The sequence below is a fragment of the Pseudomonas sp. B35(2017) genome (genome assembly GCF_002113645.1).
In the GTDB taxonomy this organism is placed as follows: domain Bacteria; phylum Pseudomonadota; class Gammaproteobacteria; order Pseudomonadales; family Pseudomonadaceae; genus Aquipseudomonas; species Aquipseudomonas ekonensis.
Map to the genome: position 1 here is coordinate 118,190 of NZ_NEIZ01000013.1, position 16,865 is coordinate 135,054.

Genomic DNA, 16,865 nt, shown 5'->3' on the forward strand with positions numbered 1-16,865 from the left:
GGCCGGCACCGAAGCAGCATCGGCGCTAGACATTCGGTTGGCCTCCGGCACCGCGATCAGGTAAACAGGCATCTGTTTTTGGGAGGGCGAACCCGATCATGGAGAGGCATGGATGAGCGAAGAGATCTTGAAATCGAAACTGGCCAACTTTCTGGTGGCCGATGCCGAAATGAACGACGACGAAGTCGCCGATTTCTATGACGACGTCGGTGAAGGCCATGTCGCTGTCCTGGCCGGAGTGCTGGACGCGTTCAAGGAGGCGTACGGCGGCCTGTGGGTCGGCGGCAAGGTGGAGGTCACCCAGCGCGCCGTGCGCTTGAGCGCCAACGCCATGAACCGCGCGGTGCAGACCGGCACGATGGACATCGAAGTGCCGATGGCCGCGATCCGCAAGGTCACCGTCGAGGGCGGGTTCGTGACCAAGATCGTGCGCCTCGACACCCCGGCCGGCAGCGTCAAGTTCCGCTGCTTCGGCGCCAAGGAAATCGCCGCGCTGATCGGCAAGATGTCCCTCGCCTTGGCGTTGCGACGCGCCCCTTGATCCGCAAGGCGCCCGCCTTCACGGCGCGGTCGCCTGCCGGTACTGGCGCGGCGTGAAGCCGGTCGAGGCCTTGAATTGCCGGGTGAATGCGCTGTGGTCGGTGTAGCCGCACTGCAGCGCGACCTCGGTGATCGGCAGGTCGGTGTGCAGCAGCCGGTGCGCATGCTCAAGGCGCACTTTCTGGATCATCTGCCGGGGCGTGAGGTGGAACACCCGCTTGCAGTAGCGCTCCAGCTGCGCCACTGAAATGCCGGCGATGCGGGTCAGCTCGCCCAGGGTGACACGCCGGTTGAAATGGGCGCGGATGTGTTCGTCCACCGCCGCCAGCCGCTGGAACGCCGGGTGGGTTTCGCTGGCCGACTGCAGGTCCACGGAAATCCCCGCCAGGCCGATGATCGCACCGTCGCGGTCGTACAGCGGCCGCTTGTGGGTCAGGCACCAGCCCGGCTCGCGGCTGCCGTACAGGTGCAGCTCAAGCTGGTCCTCCAGCACCCACCCTTCCTCCAGCACCCGCCGGTCCTGCTCGGTGTAGCCCGGCCCCAGCTGCGCCGGAAACACCTGCGCGCTGGTCTTGCCCAGCAGCGGCTTGAGGTCCTTCAACCCGCAGCGCTGCACCAGCGTGCGGTTGGCCAGGACGTACCGCGCCTCCACGTCCTTGATGAAGATCGCCGCGTTGGGGATCGCATCCAGCATCGGCAACAGCAGCCCCACCCCCGCCAGCAGTTCTTGGAGCGTGCGGGGCCGGTGCGCGTCGTCGCCCTGGCACAGGATCGCGAATGCGTCGTGCATGGTGAGTCTCTCCCTCCGGCGGATGGTCCGGCCCGATGCGGTCCAGATGCAATGCGGTTCGGGTGCAATGCGGTCCGGGTGCACTGCAGTCCGGGTGCAATGCAGTCCGGGTGCAGAGTGCAGCAACGCCGACGGCGTGTCGAGGGCTGGTGCGCGGAACCGCGACTGTGCCGATTTCGTCATCGGTGCCTGCACAAAACATCAATCGCGCCGCAGCCGATGGGTTCATTGTTTGGCCGTTCCAATGACGTCACGACTGCCTATCCAATAACTCACAAGAAGGCGATGCCATGTCAGGCCAAGGCAAGTTCAAGAAACAACTCTCATTGATCGACCTCACCTTCATCGGGCTCGGTGCGATCTTCGGTTCGGGCTGGCTGTTCGCGGCCAGCCACGTGTCCGCCATCGCCGGGCCGGCGGGGATCTTCTCCTGGCTGCTGGGCGGGTTCGCCGTGTTGCTGCTGGGCATCGTCTACTGCGAACTGGGCGCGGCCCTGCCCCGGGCCGGCGGCGTGGTGCGTTACCCGGTGTATTCCCACGGGCCGCTGCTCGGTTACCTGATGGGCTTCATCACCCTGATCGCCTTCTCCAGCCTGGTGGCGATCGAAGTGGTGGCGTCGCGGCAATACGCGGCGGCGTGGTTCCCCGGCCTGACCAAGGCCGGCAGCAGCGACCCGACGCTGCTGGGCTGGCTGGTGCAGTTCGGCCTGCTCTGCGTGTTCTTCCTGCTCAACTACCGCAGCGTGAAGACCTTCGCCAAGGCCAACAACCTGGTGAGCGTGTTCAAGTTCATCGTGCCGCTGCTGGTGATCGGCGTGCTGTTCACCTTCTTCAAGCCAGAGAACTTCCAGGTCCAGGGCTTCGCCCCGTTCGGCCTGTCCGGTGTGGAGATGGCGGTGTCCGCCGGCGGGATCATCTTCGCCTACCTCGGCCTGACCCCGATCATCTCGGTGGCCAGCGAGGTGAAGAACCCGCAGCGCACCATTCCGATCGCGCTGATCCTGTCGGTGCTGCTGTCCACCGCCATCTACGTGCTGCTGCAAGTGGCGTTCCTCGGCGGCGTGCCCACCGAAATGCTCGCCAACGGCTGGGCCGGCGTGACCAAGGAATTCGCCCTGCCCTACCGCGACATCGCCCTGGCGCTGGGCGTGGGCTGGCTGGCCTATCTGGTGGTGGCCGACGCGGTGATCTCCCCCAGCGGCTGCGGCAACATCTACATGAACGCCACCCCGCGGGTGATCTACGGCTGGGCGCAGACCGGCACCTTCTTCAAGGTCTTCACCCGCATCGACGCCCAGTCCGGGATTCCGCGCCCGGCGCTGTGGCTGACCTTCGGCCTGTCGGTGTTCTGGACGCTGCCGTTCCCGTCGTGGGAAGCGCTGATCAACGTGGTGTCCGCCGCCCTGGTGCTCAGCTATGCCGTGGCGCCGGTGTCCGTGGCGGCGCTGCGCCGCAACGCGCCGGACCTGCCGCGCCCGTTCCGGGTCAAGCGCATGGGCGTGCTGGGGCCGGTGTCGTTCATCATCGCCGCGCTGATCGTCTACTGGTCGGGCTGGAACACCGTGTCCTGGCTGCTCGGCCTGCAGATCCTGATGTTCGTCGTGTACCTGCTGTGCGGCCGGTTCGTGCCCACCGCCCACCTGAGCCTGGCGCGGCAAGTGCGCTCCTCGGCCTGGCTGATCGCGTTCTACGCCGTGACCCTGGTGCTGTCGAAACTCGGCACCTTCGGCGGCCTGGGCCTGCTTGCCCACCCGTTCGACACCCTCGTCGTGGCCGCCTGCGCCACCGGTATCTACTACTGGGGCGCGGCGACCGGCGTGCCGGCGCACCTGCTGCAGCTGGAATCCGAGGATGACGAAAGCGAAGCCGCCGCCTCCGACCACGCCACCGCCAAGCCGCGCACCGCCGGCGCCTACTGAAACCACTCAACGGGACACGTCCATGAAACGAGTACACGTCATCGATTCGCACACCGGCGGCGAACCCACGCGCCTGGTGATGAAAGGCTTCCCCGACCTGCCCGGCCGCACCATGGCCGAAAAACGCGACGCCCTGCGCCAGCACCACGACCAATGGCGCCGCGCCTGCCTGCTGGAGCCCCGCGGCAACGACGTGCTGGTCGGCGCCCTGTACTGCGAACCGGTGTCGCCGGAGGCCACCTGCGGCGTGATCTTCTTCAACAACGCCGGTTACCTGGGCATGTGCGGCCACGGCACCATCGGCCTGGTCGCGTCGCTTGCGCACCTGGGCCTGATCGCGCCCGGCGTGCACAAGATCGACACGCCGGTGGGCCCGGTCAGTGCGGTCCTGCACGAGGACGGCGCGGTGACCCTGTACAACGTGCCCGCCTACCGCCACCGCAAACAGGTGCCGGTAGACGTGCCGGGCCACGGCCGCTTCCTCGGCGACATCGCCTGGGGCGGCAACTGGTTCTTCCTTGTCTCCGAGCACGGGCAGACGCTGACCCTGGACAACGCCGAAGCCCTCACCGAGTTCACCTGGGCGATGCTCAAGGCCCTCGAAGCCCAAGGCATCCACGGTGAGGACGGCGCACTGATCGACCATGTCGAACTGTTCGCCGCCGACGCCCAGGCCGACAGCCGCAACTTCGTCATGTGCCCCGGCAAGGCCTACGACCGGTCGCCCTGCGGCACCGGCACCAGCGCCAAGCTCGCGTGCCTGGCCGCCGACGGCAAGCTTGCGCCCGGCCAGCGCTGGGTGCAGGCGAGCGTCACCGGCAGCCGCTTCGAGGGCCGCTACGAATGGGAAGGCGAACGCATTCGCCCCGCCATCACCGGCCGCGCCCACATGACCGCCGACAGCACCCTGCTGATCGACGAAACCGATCCGTTCGCGTGGGGCATCTGAGCCGCCGCGCCGCTTTTCAACCCGATCAATCACTGAACCCTGGAGAACGACCATGAGCGACAACATTTTCACCGGCTGCATGCCCGCCCTGATGACCCCGTGCACCCCACAGCGCAAACCGGACTTCGACGCGCTGGTGGCCAAGGGGCGCGAGCTGATCGACATCGGCATGAGCGCAGTCGTGTACTGCGGCTCCATGGGCGACTGGCCGCTGCTGACCGAAGCCGAGCGCCAGGAAGGCGTGGCGCGCCTGGTGGCCGCCGGTATCCCGACCATCGTCGGCACCGGTGCGGTCAACACCCGCGAGGCCGTGTCCCATGCCGCCCATGCGGCCAAGGTCGGCGCCCAGGGCCTGATGGTGATTCCCCGCGTGCTGTCCCGGGGCGCCTCGGCGACCGCGCAGAAGGCCCACTTCGCCGCCATCCTCAACGCCGCGCCGAAGCTGCCGGCGGTGATCTACAACAGCCCCTACTACGGCTTCGCCACCCGCGCCGACCTATTCTTCGAACTGCGCCGCGAGCACCCGAACCTGATCGGCTTCAAGGAGTTCGGCGGCGCCGCCGACCTGCGCTACGCCGCCGAACACATCACCTCCAAGGATGACGACGTGACCCTCATGGTCGGCGTCGATACCCAGGTGGTGCACGGCTTCGTCAACTGCAACGCCACCGGCGCCATCACCGGCATCGGCAACGCCCTGCCCCGGGAAGTGCTGCGACTGGTGGCCCTGAGCAAGCAGGCGGCCAAGGGCGACGCCAAGGCCCGTCGCCAGGCCCGTGAGCTGGAGTCGGCGCTGGCAGTGCTGTCGTCCTTCGACGAAGGCACCGACCTGGTGCTGTATTACAAGCACCTGATGGTGCTCAACGGCGACAAGGAATACACCCTGCACTTCAACGAGACCGACGCGCTCACCGACGCCCAGCGCCGCTACGCGGAAAACCAGTACGCGCTGTTCCGCCACTGGTACGAAAACTGGTCGGCGGAACAGAACCTCGCCTGACCTGCGCTGCGCGCCCACCCGCCGCAGGCACCTGCGGCGGGCCTCATTCTCTTGACCAGGTACACGCCATGACCCTGACGGGCAAACTGCTGATCGGCCAACACGCCGTCACCGGCCACCGCGAGGCGATCCGAGGGATCGACCCGACCACCGACACCGCGCTGGAGCCGGCCTACCTCGGCGGCGACGCCGAGCAGGTCGCACAGGCCTGCGCCTTGGCCGAGGCCGCTTTCGATTCGTTCCGTGAAACGCCCGTTGAACGGCGCGCCGAGTTTCTCGACACCATCGCCGAGGAGATCGAAGCGCTCGGCGACGCGCTGATCGACCGCGCCATGGCCGAAACCGGCCTGCCGCGGCCGCGCCTGCTGGGCGAACGCGGCCGCACCTGCCAGCAACTGCGCCTGTTCGCCCGCACGGTGCGGGCCGGCGAATGGCTGGACGTGCGCATCGACCCCGCCCAACCGCAACGCCAGCCCCTGCCCCGCGCCGACCTGCGTCAGCGTCAGGTGCCGGTGGGCCCGGTGGCGGTGTTCGGTGCGAGCAATTTCCCGTTGGCGTTCTCCGTGGCCGGTGGGGACACCGCGTCGGCGCTGGCGGCGGGCTGCCCGGTGGTCGTCAAGGCCCACGGCGCCCATCCCGGCACCAGCGAACTGGTGGGCCGCGCCGTGGCCCGTGCGGTGAAGGCCTGCGGATTGCCGGAGGGGGTGTTTTCGCTGCTCTACGGCTCAGGTCCTGAGGTCGGCATCGCGCTGGTCAGCGACCCGCGCATCAAAGCCGTCGGCTTCACCGGCTCGCGCAGCGGCGGGCTCGCCCTGTGCCAGGCCGCCCAGGCGCGCCCGGAGCCGATCCCGGTGTACGCGGAAATGAGCTCGATCAACCCGGTGCTGCTGTTTCCGGCGGCACTGCGCAACCGGGGCGAGGCCCTGGCCCAAGGCTTCGTGGCGTCGCTGACCCTGGGCGCCGGCCAGTTCTGCACCAACCCCGGCCTGGTGATCGCCCTCAAGGGGCCGGCGCTGGACGCCTTCGTCGCCAGCGCCGCCGAGCACCTTCAACGCAGCGCCGCCCAGACCATGCTCACGCCGGGCATCTTCAGTGCATTCGAGGCCAGCGTGAACGCCTTGGCCGAACACCCGCACGCGCGCATCGCCGCCGTCGGCCAACGCGCCACCGGGCCGAACCAGGGCCAGGCGCACCTGTTCGTGACCGACGCCGCCGATTTCCTCGCCGACCGCCGCTTGCAGGCCGAAGCGTTCGGCGCCGCTTCGCTGGTCGTGCAGTGCGAGGACTTCGACGAGATCCGCCGGGTCACCGAGCACCTGGAAGGTCAACTCACCGCCACCCTACACCTGGACGACGACGATCTGGATCAGGCCCGCGCCCTGCTGCCGACCCTGGAGCGCAAGGCCGGACGCTTGCTGGTCAACGGCTGGCCCACCGGCGTCGAAGTCTGCGACGCGATGGTGCACGGCGGCCCGTTCCCGGCCACCTCCGACCCACGCAGCACTTCCGTCGGCACGGCGGCGATCCAGCGTTTCCTGCGCCCGGTCTGCTACCAGGACTTCCCGGACGCGCTGTTGCCGCAAGCGCTGCGCCAGGCCAATCCGCTGGGCCTGCGCCGGCTGCTCGACGGCCAAAGGGAAGCCTAGGCCATGACCGACGACACGCACGACATCGCCGTGGTCGGCGCCGGCATCATCGGCGTGGCCTGTGCGCTGCGCCTGGCGCGGCAAGGCCTGCGGGTGGCGGTGATCGACCGGCAGGCGCCCGGCCACGGCGCCTCGTTCGGCAACGCCGGGCACCTGGCGACCGAGCAGGTGTTCCCGATCGCCGACCTGTCGATCCTCAAGCGCCTGCCGGCCATGCTCATGGACCCCATGGGCCCGCTGCGCCTGGACTGGAAATACCTGCCGCGGGCCCTGCCCTGGTTCACCCGCCTGCTGCTGAACCTGCGCCCGGCGCCGTTTCGCCACACCGTTGCGGCTTTGCGGGCGCTCAATGAACATTCGCTCGACGCCTGGCACCGGTTGCTCGGTGACATCCAGCGCCCCGACCTGCTGAAGGTGGACGGCTCGCTGTTGGTGTTCGAACGGCCCGAGTCCCGTGCGGCCATCGAAGCGCTTCAGGCACGCCTGCGCCAGCAACAGGTGCCGGTGGACCTTTGGCAGGCCGGTGCGGTGCAAGACGTCGCGCCGCAGCTCAGCCCGCACATTCAGGGCGGGCTGTTCTTTCCCGCCACCGGGCATTTCCTCGACCCTTACCGGGTCGTGCGCGAACTGGTCGACGCCGCGAAATCCAGCGGCGTGCAGTTCCTGACGCGGCAAGTACAGGGCGGCCGGCTGAGCGGCCAAGGCGTCGCGCTGACGACCGACGCCGGCGCGCTGCACGCCCGCCGCGTGCTGATCGCCTGCGGCGCCCACTCGGCAGCGCTCACCACTGCGTTGACCGGCCAACGGGTGCCGCTGGACACCGAACGCGGCTATCACCTGATGCTGCCCCAGGAACACGCACGCCTGCCCTTCCCGGTGACCTCCCTGGAACGCAAGTTCATCATGACGCCGATGGCCGAAGGCTTGCGGCTGGCCGGCACCGTCGAGTTCGCAGGCCTTGAGCGCCCGCCGACCATGGCCCGCGCCTGGCAGCTGCACCGCTTGAGCGACGGCCTGTTCCGCACCCCGCTGAACGCCGACGCCGCCACCCCCTGGATGGGCTTTCGCCCCTCGCTGCCGGACTCCCTGCCGATCATCGACCAGGCCTGCGACGGCAAGGTGCTGCTCGCGTTCGGCCACCAGCACCTGGGGCTCACCCAGGCGGCGGTGACGGCGGAACTGGTGGTGCGAATGGCGTCTGCGCTGACGACCCAGAGCGGGCAACTGCCGGATCTGGCGCCGTATCGGTTGAGCCGGTTCTGAAACGACAAAAGGCCTGCTTTCACAAGCAGGCCTTTTGTTTCAGTGGTCGGGTTCGATCAACCCTGACGCGCCGACAGCGCCGCGTAGCTGTTCATCAGGTTGCGGTAGTTCGGGATGCGTTGGGACAGCAGGTTGCCCAGCCCTTCGATGTCGTTGCGCCAGTCGCGGTGCAGTTCGCAAGCCACCGAGAACCAGTTCATCAGTTGCGCGCCGGCCGCCGACATGCGGGCCCAGGCCGCTTGCTGCACCGTGGTGTTGAAGGTGCCGGAGGCATCGGTCACCACGAACACTTCAAAGCCTTCGGCCAGCGCCGACAGGGTCGGGAACGCCACGCACACATCGGTCACGACGCCGGCGATGATGATCTGCTTGCGGCCGGTGGCCTTGATCGCCTTGACGAAGTCTTCGTTGTCCCAGGCGTTGATCTGGCCCGGACGGGCGATGTACGGCGCGTCGGGGAACATCTCTTTGAGTTCCGGCACCAGCGGGCCGTTGGGGCCTTGCTCGAAGCTGGTGGTGAGCACGGTCGGCAGGTCGAAGAACTTGGCGAGGTCGGCCAGGGCCAGCACGTTGTTCTTGAACTCGTTCGGCGAGAAGTCCTGCACCAGCGAAATCAGGCCGGTCTGGTGATCCACCAGCAGTACGATGGCGTCGTCTTTGTTGAGGCGGTTGTAGGTGTAAGCGGTCATGGGTGGAGCTCCTTTTTCATTGTTGAAGTGCGTTGCGTTCAAGATGTGCACAGATTAATGAGTCACCCTCAGGTGATAAATCGGCTGAAACGCGTTTCACCGTCAACTCAAAAAGGACAATCCAATGACAACCTCAAGACCGGCCCGACCTTGGCGCCGATCCTTGTCATAATGGCCCCCTGCAATACGTCCAGAATGCCCCAAGGAGATGTTGATGCTCGGACGCAACCGGCCAGAGCTGACAACAGACCACGCCGCACCGCCCCCTTCCCGCCACGCCAAAGCCGGATCGACCCTGCGCCTGACCGTCAGCTTCATGTTGGTGGTGGTCATCGCTTTTGTGGCGGTCGAGAGCTGGCGCACCTGGCGCGACTACCGGGCGGCGTTCGCCTCTGCCCGCGATTCGGTCACCAACCTGGCCCGCGCCACCGCGCAGCACGCCGAAGACACCATCCGCCAAGTCGACGTGCTCACCGCCGGGCTGTGCGAGCGGGTCGAGGGCGACGGCCTGCAGAACATGGATGTGAAGCGCATCCACAACCTGTTGGTGCAACAATCGAAAATCATGCCGCAGCTGCATGGCCTGTTCATCTACGGCCCCGACGGGCAATGGATCGTGACCGACAAGGAGGTCACGCCGGAGATGGCCAACAACGCAGACCGCGACTACTTCCAGTACCACCGCACCCACGAGGATCGGCAGGTGCGCATCGGCCAGGTGGTGGAAAGCCGCTCCACCCATGACCTGATCATTCCCATCTCGCGCCGCCTGAACAATCCCGACGGCTCGTTCGCCGGCGTGCTGCTGGGGACGGTGAAGGTCAGCTATTTCGTCGACTACTACGGCGATTTCAGGATCGACGACAAGGGCGCGCTGGTGCTGGCCCTGCGCGACGGCACCATCCTCGTGCGGCGCCCGTTCATCGCCCAGGTGGTGGGCAAGAGCCTGGCCGGCAGCGAGATTTTCAGGACCTACCTGCCCAGCGCCAACACCGGCACCGCGCAGATCAAGGCCGTGGTCGACGACACCGAACGCCTCTACGGCTACCGCGCCCTGACCACCTATCCGCTGGTGGTGGAGGCCGGCCTGTCCCGGGATTCGATCATCGCGCCTTGGCGCCGGGATCTGTTGAAGAACGGCCTGGTGCTGGTGTTCCTGATCGGGGTGCTGTCCACGTTCGGACTCATCGTGCTGAACCAGTTGCGCCAGCGCATGGCCATGGAGCGTGAGATCCGCCAGGCCCACCAGACCATGCGCGACATGGCGCTGACCGACAGCCTCACGGGCCTGGGCAACCGCCGCCGGCTGGACGCGACGCTGGCCGACGAGATCCGCCTGGCCCGCCGCCAGGGTTCGGCGCTGTCGCTGATCATGCTCGATGTCGATCACTTCAAACGCTACAACGACCGATACGGCCACGCCGCCGGCGACGACTGCCTGCACGCCGTCGGCCAGGCGATCCGGCTGGCGGTCAAACGCCCCGGCGACCTGGCCGTGCGCTACGGCGGCGAAGAGTTCACCGTGCTGCTGCCCAACACCGACGGCGCCGGGGCCATCGAGGTGGCCGGGCAGATCCTGCAGGCCATCCGCGCCTTGCGGCTTGAGCACAGCGGGCATCCGCTGGGTTACGTCACCGCCAGTGCCGGGATCGCCACCGGCCATCCGGTGACCGACGACGTCACGCCGGCCAGCTTGCTCAAGGCGGCGGACACCTGCCTGTATCAGGCCAAGCAACAGGGCCGCAACCGCTGGTGTTGTGCGCCCCCGGCATGATCGGCCGGCAGCCCGAGCGCTGGCGAAGGGAGCCGAATCAGGCCTGACCCACCTGTCAACTCTGACAGTTATGCGCTGTTGGTTTCGTTGCTACGTTACGGACTCACGGATCCCCCCGTGAGCCTCTACAGGGAGCCAGCCATGAACAACAGCATGAAAGCTTCGATCAGCTACTACGAAGAGACCTTCGTCGGCCAAGACGATTTCGAGATTCGCCGGGTCGGCAACCGCTATGTCGTGCAGGCAAGTCAGGCCTTGCCGAACGGTGAAAAGCACTCCATTGCCTTCTGGGTTCCCGTGGACATTCCGGGCGACGGTTCGTCTGTGACGCTGTCCTTGGTGCCCGACCCCATGCAGCTTGGTCAAGCCCGTGGCGAGTACATAAGGTATTCATCAGGAAACGGTCTCGTCCTGGCTTCCCGTTCCGGAACGCTGACCTTGAAGCTGGACATGCAAACGCAACGGATGGAGGGCGATTTCCAGTTCGAGGCCCGGCTCGGCGACACCACCGTCCATATCAGTGCAGGCAGCTTCGACATCACAGGCATCACCGGTGGCGTCGTAGACACAACCGGCAGCGGCACGTTCACGGCCTCCAGTGAATGGGGCGATTTCCGTGCCGATCAGCTGAGCGTTCAGCTGACGCCAGAGGGCTCAACGCTCCGTGTATGGGAAGTCATCGGCCGCATGACCGTGGAGGACGGGGTGCCGCCGAAAAAAGCTCAGATCGGCGTTTTCTTCAAGGACGACACGAACCTCGGCACCCACGACCTGAGGAACAACCCAAATGTCTGGATACACTACTCCAGACCGTACGAAGGTGCTTTTTTCGCGGAGGCCGGCACTCTCACCCTTACCGCCCTTCCTGTAACGGGGCACACCAAGGGAACATTCGCAGCGGATTTCCTTGAGAATGGCAAGAGCGTAAAAGTGACCGGCCAATTCGATATCCTGAGTGCGGTCGGGAAGAACCACCGTCATCACCGGTGAGTCTGAAGCGGCCGCTCCAGGCGCGTCCCCCACAACGAAGCACCCCTAGGTGCCTCGTTGTGGTCGCGATCAGCGGGCCACGCCCACCACCGCCGCCCGCGCCGCATGCAGCTTCTTGTAGCTGTCGATCAGCCGCAGGTGCCGGTCGAGCCCTTCGAGCTTCATGCTCGTCGGCGTCAGGCCGTAGAAGCGCACGCTGCCGTCCACCGAACCGATCACCGCGTCCATCCGCTCGTTGCCGAACATCCGGCGCAGGTTGGTCTCGTAGTCGGCCAGTTCCAGTTCGTCGTCCAGGTGCACTTCCAGCACCGCGTTCAGCGCCTGGTAGAACAGCCCGCGCTCGACCGTGTTGTCGTTGTACTGCAGGAAGGCTTCCACCAGCTCCTTGGCCTGTTCGAAGCGCTGCAGTGCCAGGTGGATCAGCAGCTTGAGCTCCAGGATCGTCAACTGGCCCCACACCGTGTTGTCGTCGAACTCGATGCCGATCAGGGTGGTGATGTCGGTGTAGTCGTCCAGTTCGCTGTTGTCCAGACGCTTGCCCAGCACCCGCAGGCTGCGGTTGTCGAGGCTGTGCAGGTTGAGGATGTCTTCGCGGAACAGCAGGGCCTTGTTGGTGTTGTCCCAGATCAGGTCCTCCACCGGGTAGATCTCCGAGTAGTCCGGCACCAGGATCCGGCAGGCCTGCGCGCCGAGGTGGTCGTACACCGCCATGTACACCTCTTTGCCCAGGTCTTCGAGGATGCCGAACAGGGTCGCGGCCTCCTGGGCGTTGGAGTCCTCGCCGTGGCCGGAGAAGTCCCACTCGACGAATTCGTGATCGGCCTTGGCGCTGAAGAAGCGCCACGACACCACGCCGCTGGAGTCGATGAAGTGCTCGACGAAGTTGTTCGGCTCGGTCAGCGCATGGCTCTCGAAGGTCGGCGCCGGCAGGTCGTTCAGGCCTTCGAAGCTGCGACCCTGCAACAGCTCGGTGAGGCTGCGCTCCAGCGCCACTTCGAAGCTCGGGTGGGCACCGAACGAGGCGAACACGCCGCCGGTGCGCGGGTTCATCAGGGTGACGCACATCACCGGGAACTCGCCGCCCAGCGACGCGTCCTTGACCAGCACCGGGAAGCCCTGGGCCTCCAGGCCTTCGATGCCGGCGACGATGCCGGGGTACTTGGCCAGCACCTCCTGCGGCACGTCCGGCAGCGCCAGTTCGTTTTCCAGGATCTCGCGCTTCACCGCCCGCTCGAAGATCTCCGACAGGCACTGCACCTGCGCCTCGACCAGGGTGTTGCCGGCGCTCATGCCGTTGCTCAGGTACAGGTTTTCGATCAGGTTGGACGGGAAGTACACCGTCTCGCCGTCGGACTGGCGCACGAACGGCAGCGAGCAGATGCCGCGCTGGGTGTTGCCGGAGTTGGTGTCGTACAGGTGCGAGCCGCGCAGTTCGCCGTCCGGGTTGTAGATCTCCAGGCAGTATTCGTCGAGGATCTCGCTCGGCAACTCGTCTTTCGGACCCGGCTTGAACCAGCGCTCGTCCGGGTAATGCACGAACGGCGCGTTGGCGATCTCTTCGCCCCAGAACTGGTCGTTGTAGAAGAAGTTGCAGTTGAGCCGCTCGATGAACTCGCCCAGCGCCGAGGCCAACGCGCTTTCCTTGGTCGCGCCCTTGCCGTTGGTGAAGCACATCGGCGACTGCGCGTCGCGGATGTGCAGCGACCACACGTTGGGCACGATGTTGCGCCACGAGGCGATCTCGATCTTCATGCCGAGGTCGGCCAGGATGCCGGACATGTTGGCGATGGTCTGCTCCAGCGGCAGGTCCTTGCCCATGATGTACGTGCCCTCGCCCGAGCCCGCACTCGGCATCAGCAGCGCCTGGGCGTCGGCGTCGAGGTTTTCCACTTCCTCGATCACGAACTCGGGGCCGGTCTGCACCACCTTCTTCACGGTGCAGCGGTCGATGGAGCGCAGGATGCCCTGACGGTCCTTGGCGCTGATGTCCGCCGGCAACTCGACCTGGATCTTGAAGATCTGGTTGTAGCGGTTCTCCGGATCAACGATGTTGTTCTGCGACAGACGGATGTTTTCGGTGGGAATATTGCGGGTCTCGCAATACAGCTTCACGAAGTAGGCCGCGCACAACGCCGACGACGCCAGGAAATAGTCGAACGGCCCCGGGGCCGAACCGTCGCCCTTGTAGCGGATGGGCTGATCGGCGATCACCGTGAAGTCGTCGAACTTGGCTTCAAGCCGAAGGTTGTCGAGAAAGTTGACCTTGATTTCCATGCGGGGTTACCAGAATAGCGGGCTGTACGAATTGGCCGCCATTATCCGGCTTTTGCGCCGGAAGTCTTGTGCGAATGTCATTCGGTCGCCGGACGGAACCCCGCGTTGAGCAAACGCGGCTAGGCGCGGGCCTGCCGCCCTCACCGATGCTATGGCCGACCGCAACCCAGGAGCCTTGCCCGTGGCAGACACGCCGACCCGAACCGCCTACGCGAAACGCTTCAACGCCGTGCTCGCCTACATCGACGCCAACCTCGAAGGCGACTTGTCGGTGAAGGCGCTGAGCCGGGTGGCGAACTTCTCCGAGTTCCACTTCCACCGGCAGTTCTCGGCGTTCACCGGCGTGCCCGTCTCGCGCTATGTGCAGCTGATGCGTCTGCGTCGGGCGGCGCACAACCTGACCGCCCGCCCCGGCCACACAGTGCTGGAGGCGGCGTTCGACGCCGGGTTCGAAAGCCCCGAAGCGTTTTCCAGGGCGTTCCGGCGGGCGTTCGGCAACTCGCCCGCCGCCTTCGCCAAGGCGCCGGACTGGAAGCACTGGCACGCGGTCTTTGCCATCCCTCACTTCTCAAGGAACATCGCCATGCAAGTCAACATCGTCGAATGCCCCCCGATCCGCGTCGCCGCCCTCGAACACCGCGGCGCACCGGGCCGGCTCAACGCCAGCGTGCAACGCTTCATCCAGTGGCGCCAGCAGAGCGGCCAGTCGCCTGTCGCATCCAGCCGCACCTTCGGCATCCCCTATGGCAACCCCGACACCATTGCGCCGGAGGACTTCCGCTTCGACATCTGCGGCGAAATCCACGAAGCCGTGGCGCCGAACGACGCCGGGGTGCGCGACCTCGTCATCCCCGCCGGCCGCTGCGCGGTGGTGCGGCACGTGGGCTCGACCGATCACGTGGGCGAAACCATTTACCCGGTCTACCGCGACTGGCTGCCGGGCAGCGGTGAGGAACTGCGTGATGCGCCGTTGTTCTTCGAGTACCTGAGCGTGGGGACGGACGTGCCGCAGGCGCAGTGGCAGACGGATGTGTATGTGCCGCTGAAGTGAAAACGAGGCGCACGCTCGGCCTGCCCCCGACACCTGACCCGACGGAGCCCGCCGGTCAGTGCTCCGCCAGAAAACGTGACATCGACTGCGCCAACGCATCGAACACCAGCGCGATGCGGCGCACCCGCCGCAGGTCGTGGTGCATGGCCATCCAGATGTCCACCCGGAAATCCACTTGCTGCGGCAGCACCCGCACCAGCCCGTGTCGCCGCGCCAACTGGCTGGAGCAGACGCCGATGCCGAGCCCGGCCCTGAGCGCGGCAAACTGGGCCAGGTGATTGTCCGTGCGCAACACCGTGCGGGCCGTGGCGCAGAGAAAACCCTGCTGCTGCAGAAACGCCACTTCCATCAGGTTGCGGTCGGGGCCGATCAACGGGTACTCGCTCAACTCGTCCACACTGCGAGGCGCGCCCTTCTGCCCGAGCAGATCCGCCGTGGCGTACAGACCGATACGCAAGTCCCCCACATGGCGGGCGACGACGGCCGCCTCCGTCGGGCGCCGGATGCGTACCGCCACATCGGCCTCCTGCAGGGCCAGGTCTTCCAGGCGGTTCGACACGCTGAGCTCGACCGTCAACTGCGGCTGGGCCGAGCGGATTTCGCGCAGCATGGGCGGCAACACTTCCACGCCAAGCAACTGGCTGCTGGTGACACGCACCGTCCCGCCCGGCACGCTGGCCTGCGCGGACGCGGCGCGGGTAAAGGCCTCGGCCGCCATCGCCATGGATTCGGCATGGCCGATCAGTTCCCGGGCGGTGTCGGTGGGCATCAGCCCCGCCGGCGAACGCACGAACAGGCTCATCCCCACGCTCTGCTCAAGCGCATCGATGCGCCGCCGCGCGGTGGCCTGAGCGATGCCCAGCGCACGGGCGGCGGCGGACAGGCTGCCGGTGCGCAGGACGGCCAGGAAGACGCGCTGGGTTTCCCATTGGAGCTGAGGGGCGTTCATACATTTCCTATGAGCGGCTGGGCAAGTTTGATCAATTCTAATCAATCCGAAACGCGCGCATGCTGTACCCAACCCATCAAATCGCACTGACACGAGACCTGATCCATGACACTTGCCGGTGGATGCCGCTGCGGCGCCGTCACTTACCGCTCCACGACCGACCTGCCGCTGGCGGTCTACGCCTGCCATTGCCAGCACTGCCAGGCCTGGAGCGGCAGCAGCTTCGCGCTGCACGCCTTGCTGCCCGCCGACGCCTTCACCGTCGACGGCCCCACCCGCGAATACGCCTACGAAGACCAAGGCGTAATCTCACACCATCACCTGTGCGCGACCTGCCACACGCGGATCTACAACACCACCTCCGCCGCACCGGGCCTGTGGGTGCTGCGCGCCGGCACCCTCCATGAACGCACCGCCCTGAGCCCCGTGGCGCACATCTGGGTCAAGCACAAACAGCCGTGGCTGAACCTGCCCGCCGGCATCCCGACCTGGCCCGAAAGCCCCACTCCCGAAGCGTTCGCCGCCGCGTTGAGCGCTTCCGGCCAACCGTCCTCCAACCCCTGAAAGGAGCATTGCCCATGACCGATCCCACCCCCTGCGCCACCGGCAGTTGCCGTTGCGGGCAAGTGACCTTCCAGGCGTCAGGCCGGCCGGTCATGACCAGCGCCTGCCACTGCACCGGCTGCCAGAAAATGTCCGCCAGCGCGTTCTCCCTCACCGCCCTGTTCCCCGCCGAACGCTTTGCCGTCACCCAAGGCACCCCGGTCATCGGCGGCCTCCACGGCCCGACCCGCCACTACTTCTGCCCGCACTGCCTGACCTGGCTGTTCACCCGCCCTGCGCAGAACGAGGCCTTTGTCGGCGTGCGCAGCAGCCTGCTGAACCGGCCGCAGGACTATGCGCCGTTCATGGAGACGTGGGTGTCGGAGAAGCTGCCGTGGGCGGGTACGGGGGCGTCCGTCAGTTTTGAGGGGTTTCCGGAGGTGGGGGAATATGCGGGGTTGATGGAGCGGTTTTTGCGGGGGTGATGT

General features: G+C 66.5%; 15 protein-coding genes. 11 read left to right on the forward strand and 4 right to left on the reverse strand.

The window, feature by feature from the left end:
• Positions 1-112 precede the first annotated feature (112 nt).
• Positions 113-541, forward strand: coding sequence for a hypothetical protein (locus CAG41_RS20220; RefSeq protein WP_085656465.1), 429 nt, complete (start codon positions 113-115; stop codon positions 539-541).
• Between the two features lie 18 nt (positions 542-559).
• Here the strand turns inward: CAG41_RS20220 and CAG41_RS20225 are convergent, their stop codons facing one another.
• On the reverse strand, positions 560-1,330 hold the full coding sequence (locus tag CAG41_RS20225) for an AraC family transcriptional regulator (RefSeq protein ID WP_085585582.1): 771 nt from the start codon (positions 1,328-1,330) through the stop codon (positions 560-562).
• A 290-nt stretch (positions 1,331-1,620) separates the two neighbouring features.
• Between CAG41_RS20225 and CAG41_RS20230 the strand changes: the two genes are divergently transcribed.
• The 5 genes from CAG41_RS20230 to CAG41_RS20250 all read left to right on the forward strand — a co-directional run bounded on the left by CAG41_RS20230 (position 1,621) and on the right by CAG41_RS20250 (position 8,107).
• Positions 1,621-3,249 carry an APC family permease gene (locus tag CAG41_RS20230; protein WP_085639296.1) on the forward strand — a complete coding sequence of 543 codons (1,629 nt, stop codon included), beginning with the start codon at positions 1,621-1,623 and terminating at the stop codon, positions 3,247-3,249.
• A 22-nt stretch (positions 3,250-3,271) separates the two neighbouring features.
• On the forward strand, positions 3,272-4,198 hold the full coding sequence (locus tag CAG41_RS20235) for a 4-hydroxyproline epimerase (protein WP_085585578.1): 927 nt from the start codon (positions 3,272-3,274) through the stop codon (positions 4,196-4,198).
• Positions 4,199-4,250: 52 nt separating this feature from the next.
• Positions 4,251-5,198 carry a dihydrodipicolinate synthase family protein gene (locus CAG41_RS20240; RefSeq protein ID WP_085585576.1) on the forward strand — a complete coding sequence of 316 codons (948 nt, stop codon included), beginning with the start codon at positions 4,251-4,253 and terminating at the stop codon, positions 5,196-5,198.
• A 68-nt stretch (positions 5,199-5,266) separates the two neighbouring features.
• Entirely contained in the window at positions 5,267-6,844 is a 1,578-nt protein-coding gene (locus tag CAG41_RS20245) for an aldehyde dehydrogenase (NADP(+)) (RefSeq protein WP_085632879.1), read from the forward strand.
• Between the two features lie 3 nt (positions 6,845-6,847).
• Complete coding sequence (locus CAG41_RS20250) at positions 6,848-8,107, forward strand: FAD-binding oxidoreductase (RefSeq protein ID WP_085632877.1); 1,260 nt, start codon at positions 6,848-6,850, stop codon at positions 8,105-8,107.
• Between the two features lie 56 nt (positions 8,108-8,163).
• On the opposite strand, the gene ycaC is transcribed toward CAG41_RS20250, so the two are convergent.
• Complete coding sequence (gene ycaC / locus CAG41_RS20255) at positions 8,164-8,796, reverse strand: isochorismate family cysteine hydrolase YcaC (RefSeq protein WP_085585570.1); 633 nt, start codon at positions 8,794-8,796, stop codon at positions 8,164-8,166.
• A gap of 214 nt (positions 8,797-9,010) precedes the next feature.
• On the opposite strand from ycaC, the gene CAG41_RS20260 reads away from it, so the two are divergent.
• Positions 9,011-10,570: a sensor domain-containing diguanylate cyclase gene (locus CAG41_RS20260; RefSeq protein WP_085632875.1), complete on the forward strand. Its 1,560-nt coding sequence runs from the start codon at positions 9,011-9,013 to the stop codon at positions 10,568-10,570.
• A gap of 141 nt (positions 10,571-10,711) precedes the next feature.
• Positions 10,712-11,560 carry a hypothetical protein gene (locus CAG41_RS20265; protein ID WP_085632873.1) on the forward strand — a complete coding sequence of 283 codons (849 nt, stop codon included), beginning with the start codon at positions 10,712-10,714 and terminating at the stop codon, positions 11,558-11,560.
• A 69-nt stretch (positions 11,561-11,629) separates the two neighbouring features.
• On the opposite strand, the gene CAG41_RS20270 is transcribed toward CAG41_RS20265, so the two are convergent.
• Positions 11,630-13,834 carry an OsmC domain/YcaO domain-containing protein gene (locus CAG41_RS20270; RefSeq protein ID WP_085632871.1) on the reverse strand — a complete coding sequence of 735 codons (2,205 nt, stop codon included), beginning with the start codon at positions 13,832-13,834 and terminating at the stop codon, positions 11,630-11,632.
• A gap of 151 nt (positions 13,835-13,985) precedes the next feature.
• Here CAG41_RS20270 and CAG41_RS20275 point away from each other — a divergent pair, with 151 nt between their 5' ends.
• Positions 13,986-14,885, forward strand: coding sequence for a GyrI-like domain-containing protein (locus tag CAG41_RS20275; RefSeq protein ID WP_371856125.1), 900 nt, complete (start codon positions 13,986-13,988; stop codon positions 14,883-14,885).
• A gap of 55 nt (positions 14,886-14,940) precedes the next feature.
• Here the strand turns inward: CAG41_RS20275 and CAG41_RS20280 are convergent, their stop codons facing one another.
• The gene (locus tag CAG41_RS20280; protein WP_085707395.1) at positions 14,941-15,834 is read right to left on the reverse strand and encodes a LysR family transcriptional regulator; all 894 of its coding nucleotides are present in this window, start codon (positions 15,832-15,834) and stop codon (positions 14,941-14,943) included.
• Between the two features lie 105 nt (positions 15,835-15,939).
• On the opposite strand from CAG41_RS20280, the gene CAG41_RS20285 reads away from it, so the two are divergent.
• Together CAG41_RS20285 and CAG41_RS20290 are read left to right on the forward strand one after the other, a co-directional pair.
• The gene (locus CAG41_RS20285) at positions 15,940-16,398 is read left to right on the forward strand and encodes a GFA family protein (protein WP_085585558.1); all 459 of its coding nucleotides are present in this window, start codon (positions 15,940-15,942) and stop codon (positions 16,396-16,398) included.
• A gap of 14 nt (positions 16,399-16,412) precedes the next feature.
• Entirely contained in the window at positions 16,413-16,862 is a 450-nt protein-coding gene (locus CAG41_RS20290) for a GFA family protein (protein WP_085585556.1), read from the forward strand.
• Positions 16,863-16,865 lie beyond the last annotated feature (3 nt).

Coding starts and splice junctions, on each gene's coding strand:
- CAG41_RS20260 (WP_085632875.1), top strand. CDS start 9,011: ATGCTCGGACGCAACCGGCCAGAGCTGACAACAGACCACGCCGCACCG.
- CAG41_RS20285 (WP_085585558.1), top strand. CDS start 15,940: ATGACACTTGCCGGTGGATGCCGCTGCGGCGCCGTCACTTACCGCTCC.
- CAG41_RS20245 (WP_085632879.1), top strand. CDS start 5,267: ATGACCCTGACGGGCAAACTGCTGATCGGCCAACACGCCGTCACCGGC.
- ycaC (WP_085585570.1), bottom strand. CDS start 8,796: ATGACCGCTTACACCTACAACCGCCTCAACAAAGACGACGCCATCGTA.
- CAG41_RS20220 (WP_085656465.1), top strand. CDS start 113: ATGAGCGAAGAGATCTTGAAATCGAAACTGGCCAACTTTCTGGTGGCC.
- CAG41_RS20275 (WP_371856125.1), top strand. CDS start 13,986: ATGGCCGACCGCAACCCAGGAGCCTTGCCCGTGGCAGACACGCCGACC.
- CAG41_RS20265 (WP_085632873.1), top strand. CDS start 10,712: ATGAACAACAGCATGAAAGCTTCGATCAGCTACTACGAAGAGACCTTC.
- CAG41_RS20240 (WP_085585576.1), top strand. CDS start 4,251: ATGAGCGACAACATTTTCACCGGCTGCATGCCCGCCCTGATGACCCCG.
- CAG41_RS20290 (WP_085585556.1), top strand. CDS start 16,413: ATGACCGATCCCACCCCCTGCGCCACCGGCAGTTGCCGTTGCGGGCAA.
- CAG41_RS20280 (WP_085707395.1), bottom strand. CDS start 15,834: ATGAACGCCCCTCAGCTCCAATGGGAAACCCAGCGCGTCTTCCTGGCC.
- CAG41_RS20250 (WP_085632877.1), top strand. CDS start 6,848: ATGACCGACGACACGCACGACATCGCCGTGGTCGGCGCCGGCATCATC.
- CAG41_RS20225 (WP_085585582.1), bottom strand. CDS start 1,330: ATGCACGACGCATTCGCGATCCTGTGCCAGGGCGACGACGCGCACCGG.
- CAG41_RS20270 (WP_085632871.1), bottom strand. CDS start 13,834: ATGGAAATCAAGGTCAACTTTCTCGACAACCTTCGGCTTGAAGCCAAG.
- CAG41_RS20235 (WP_085585578.1), top strand. CDS start 3,272: ATGAAACGAGTACACGTCATCGATTCGCACACCGGCGGCGAACCCACG.
- CAG41_RS20230 (WP_085639296.1), top strand. CDS start 1,621: ATGTCAGGCCAAGGCAAGTTCAAGAAACAACTCTCATTGATCGACCTC.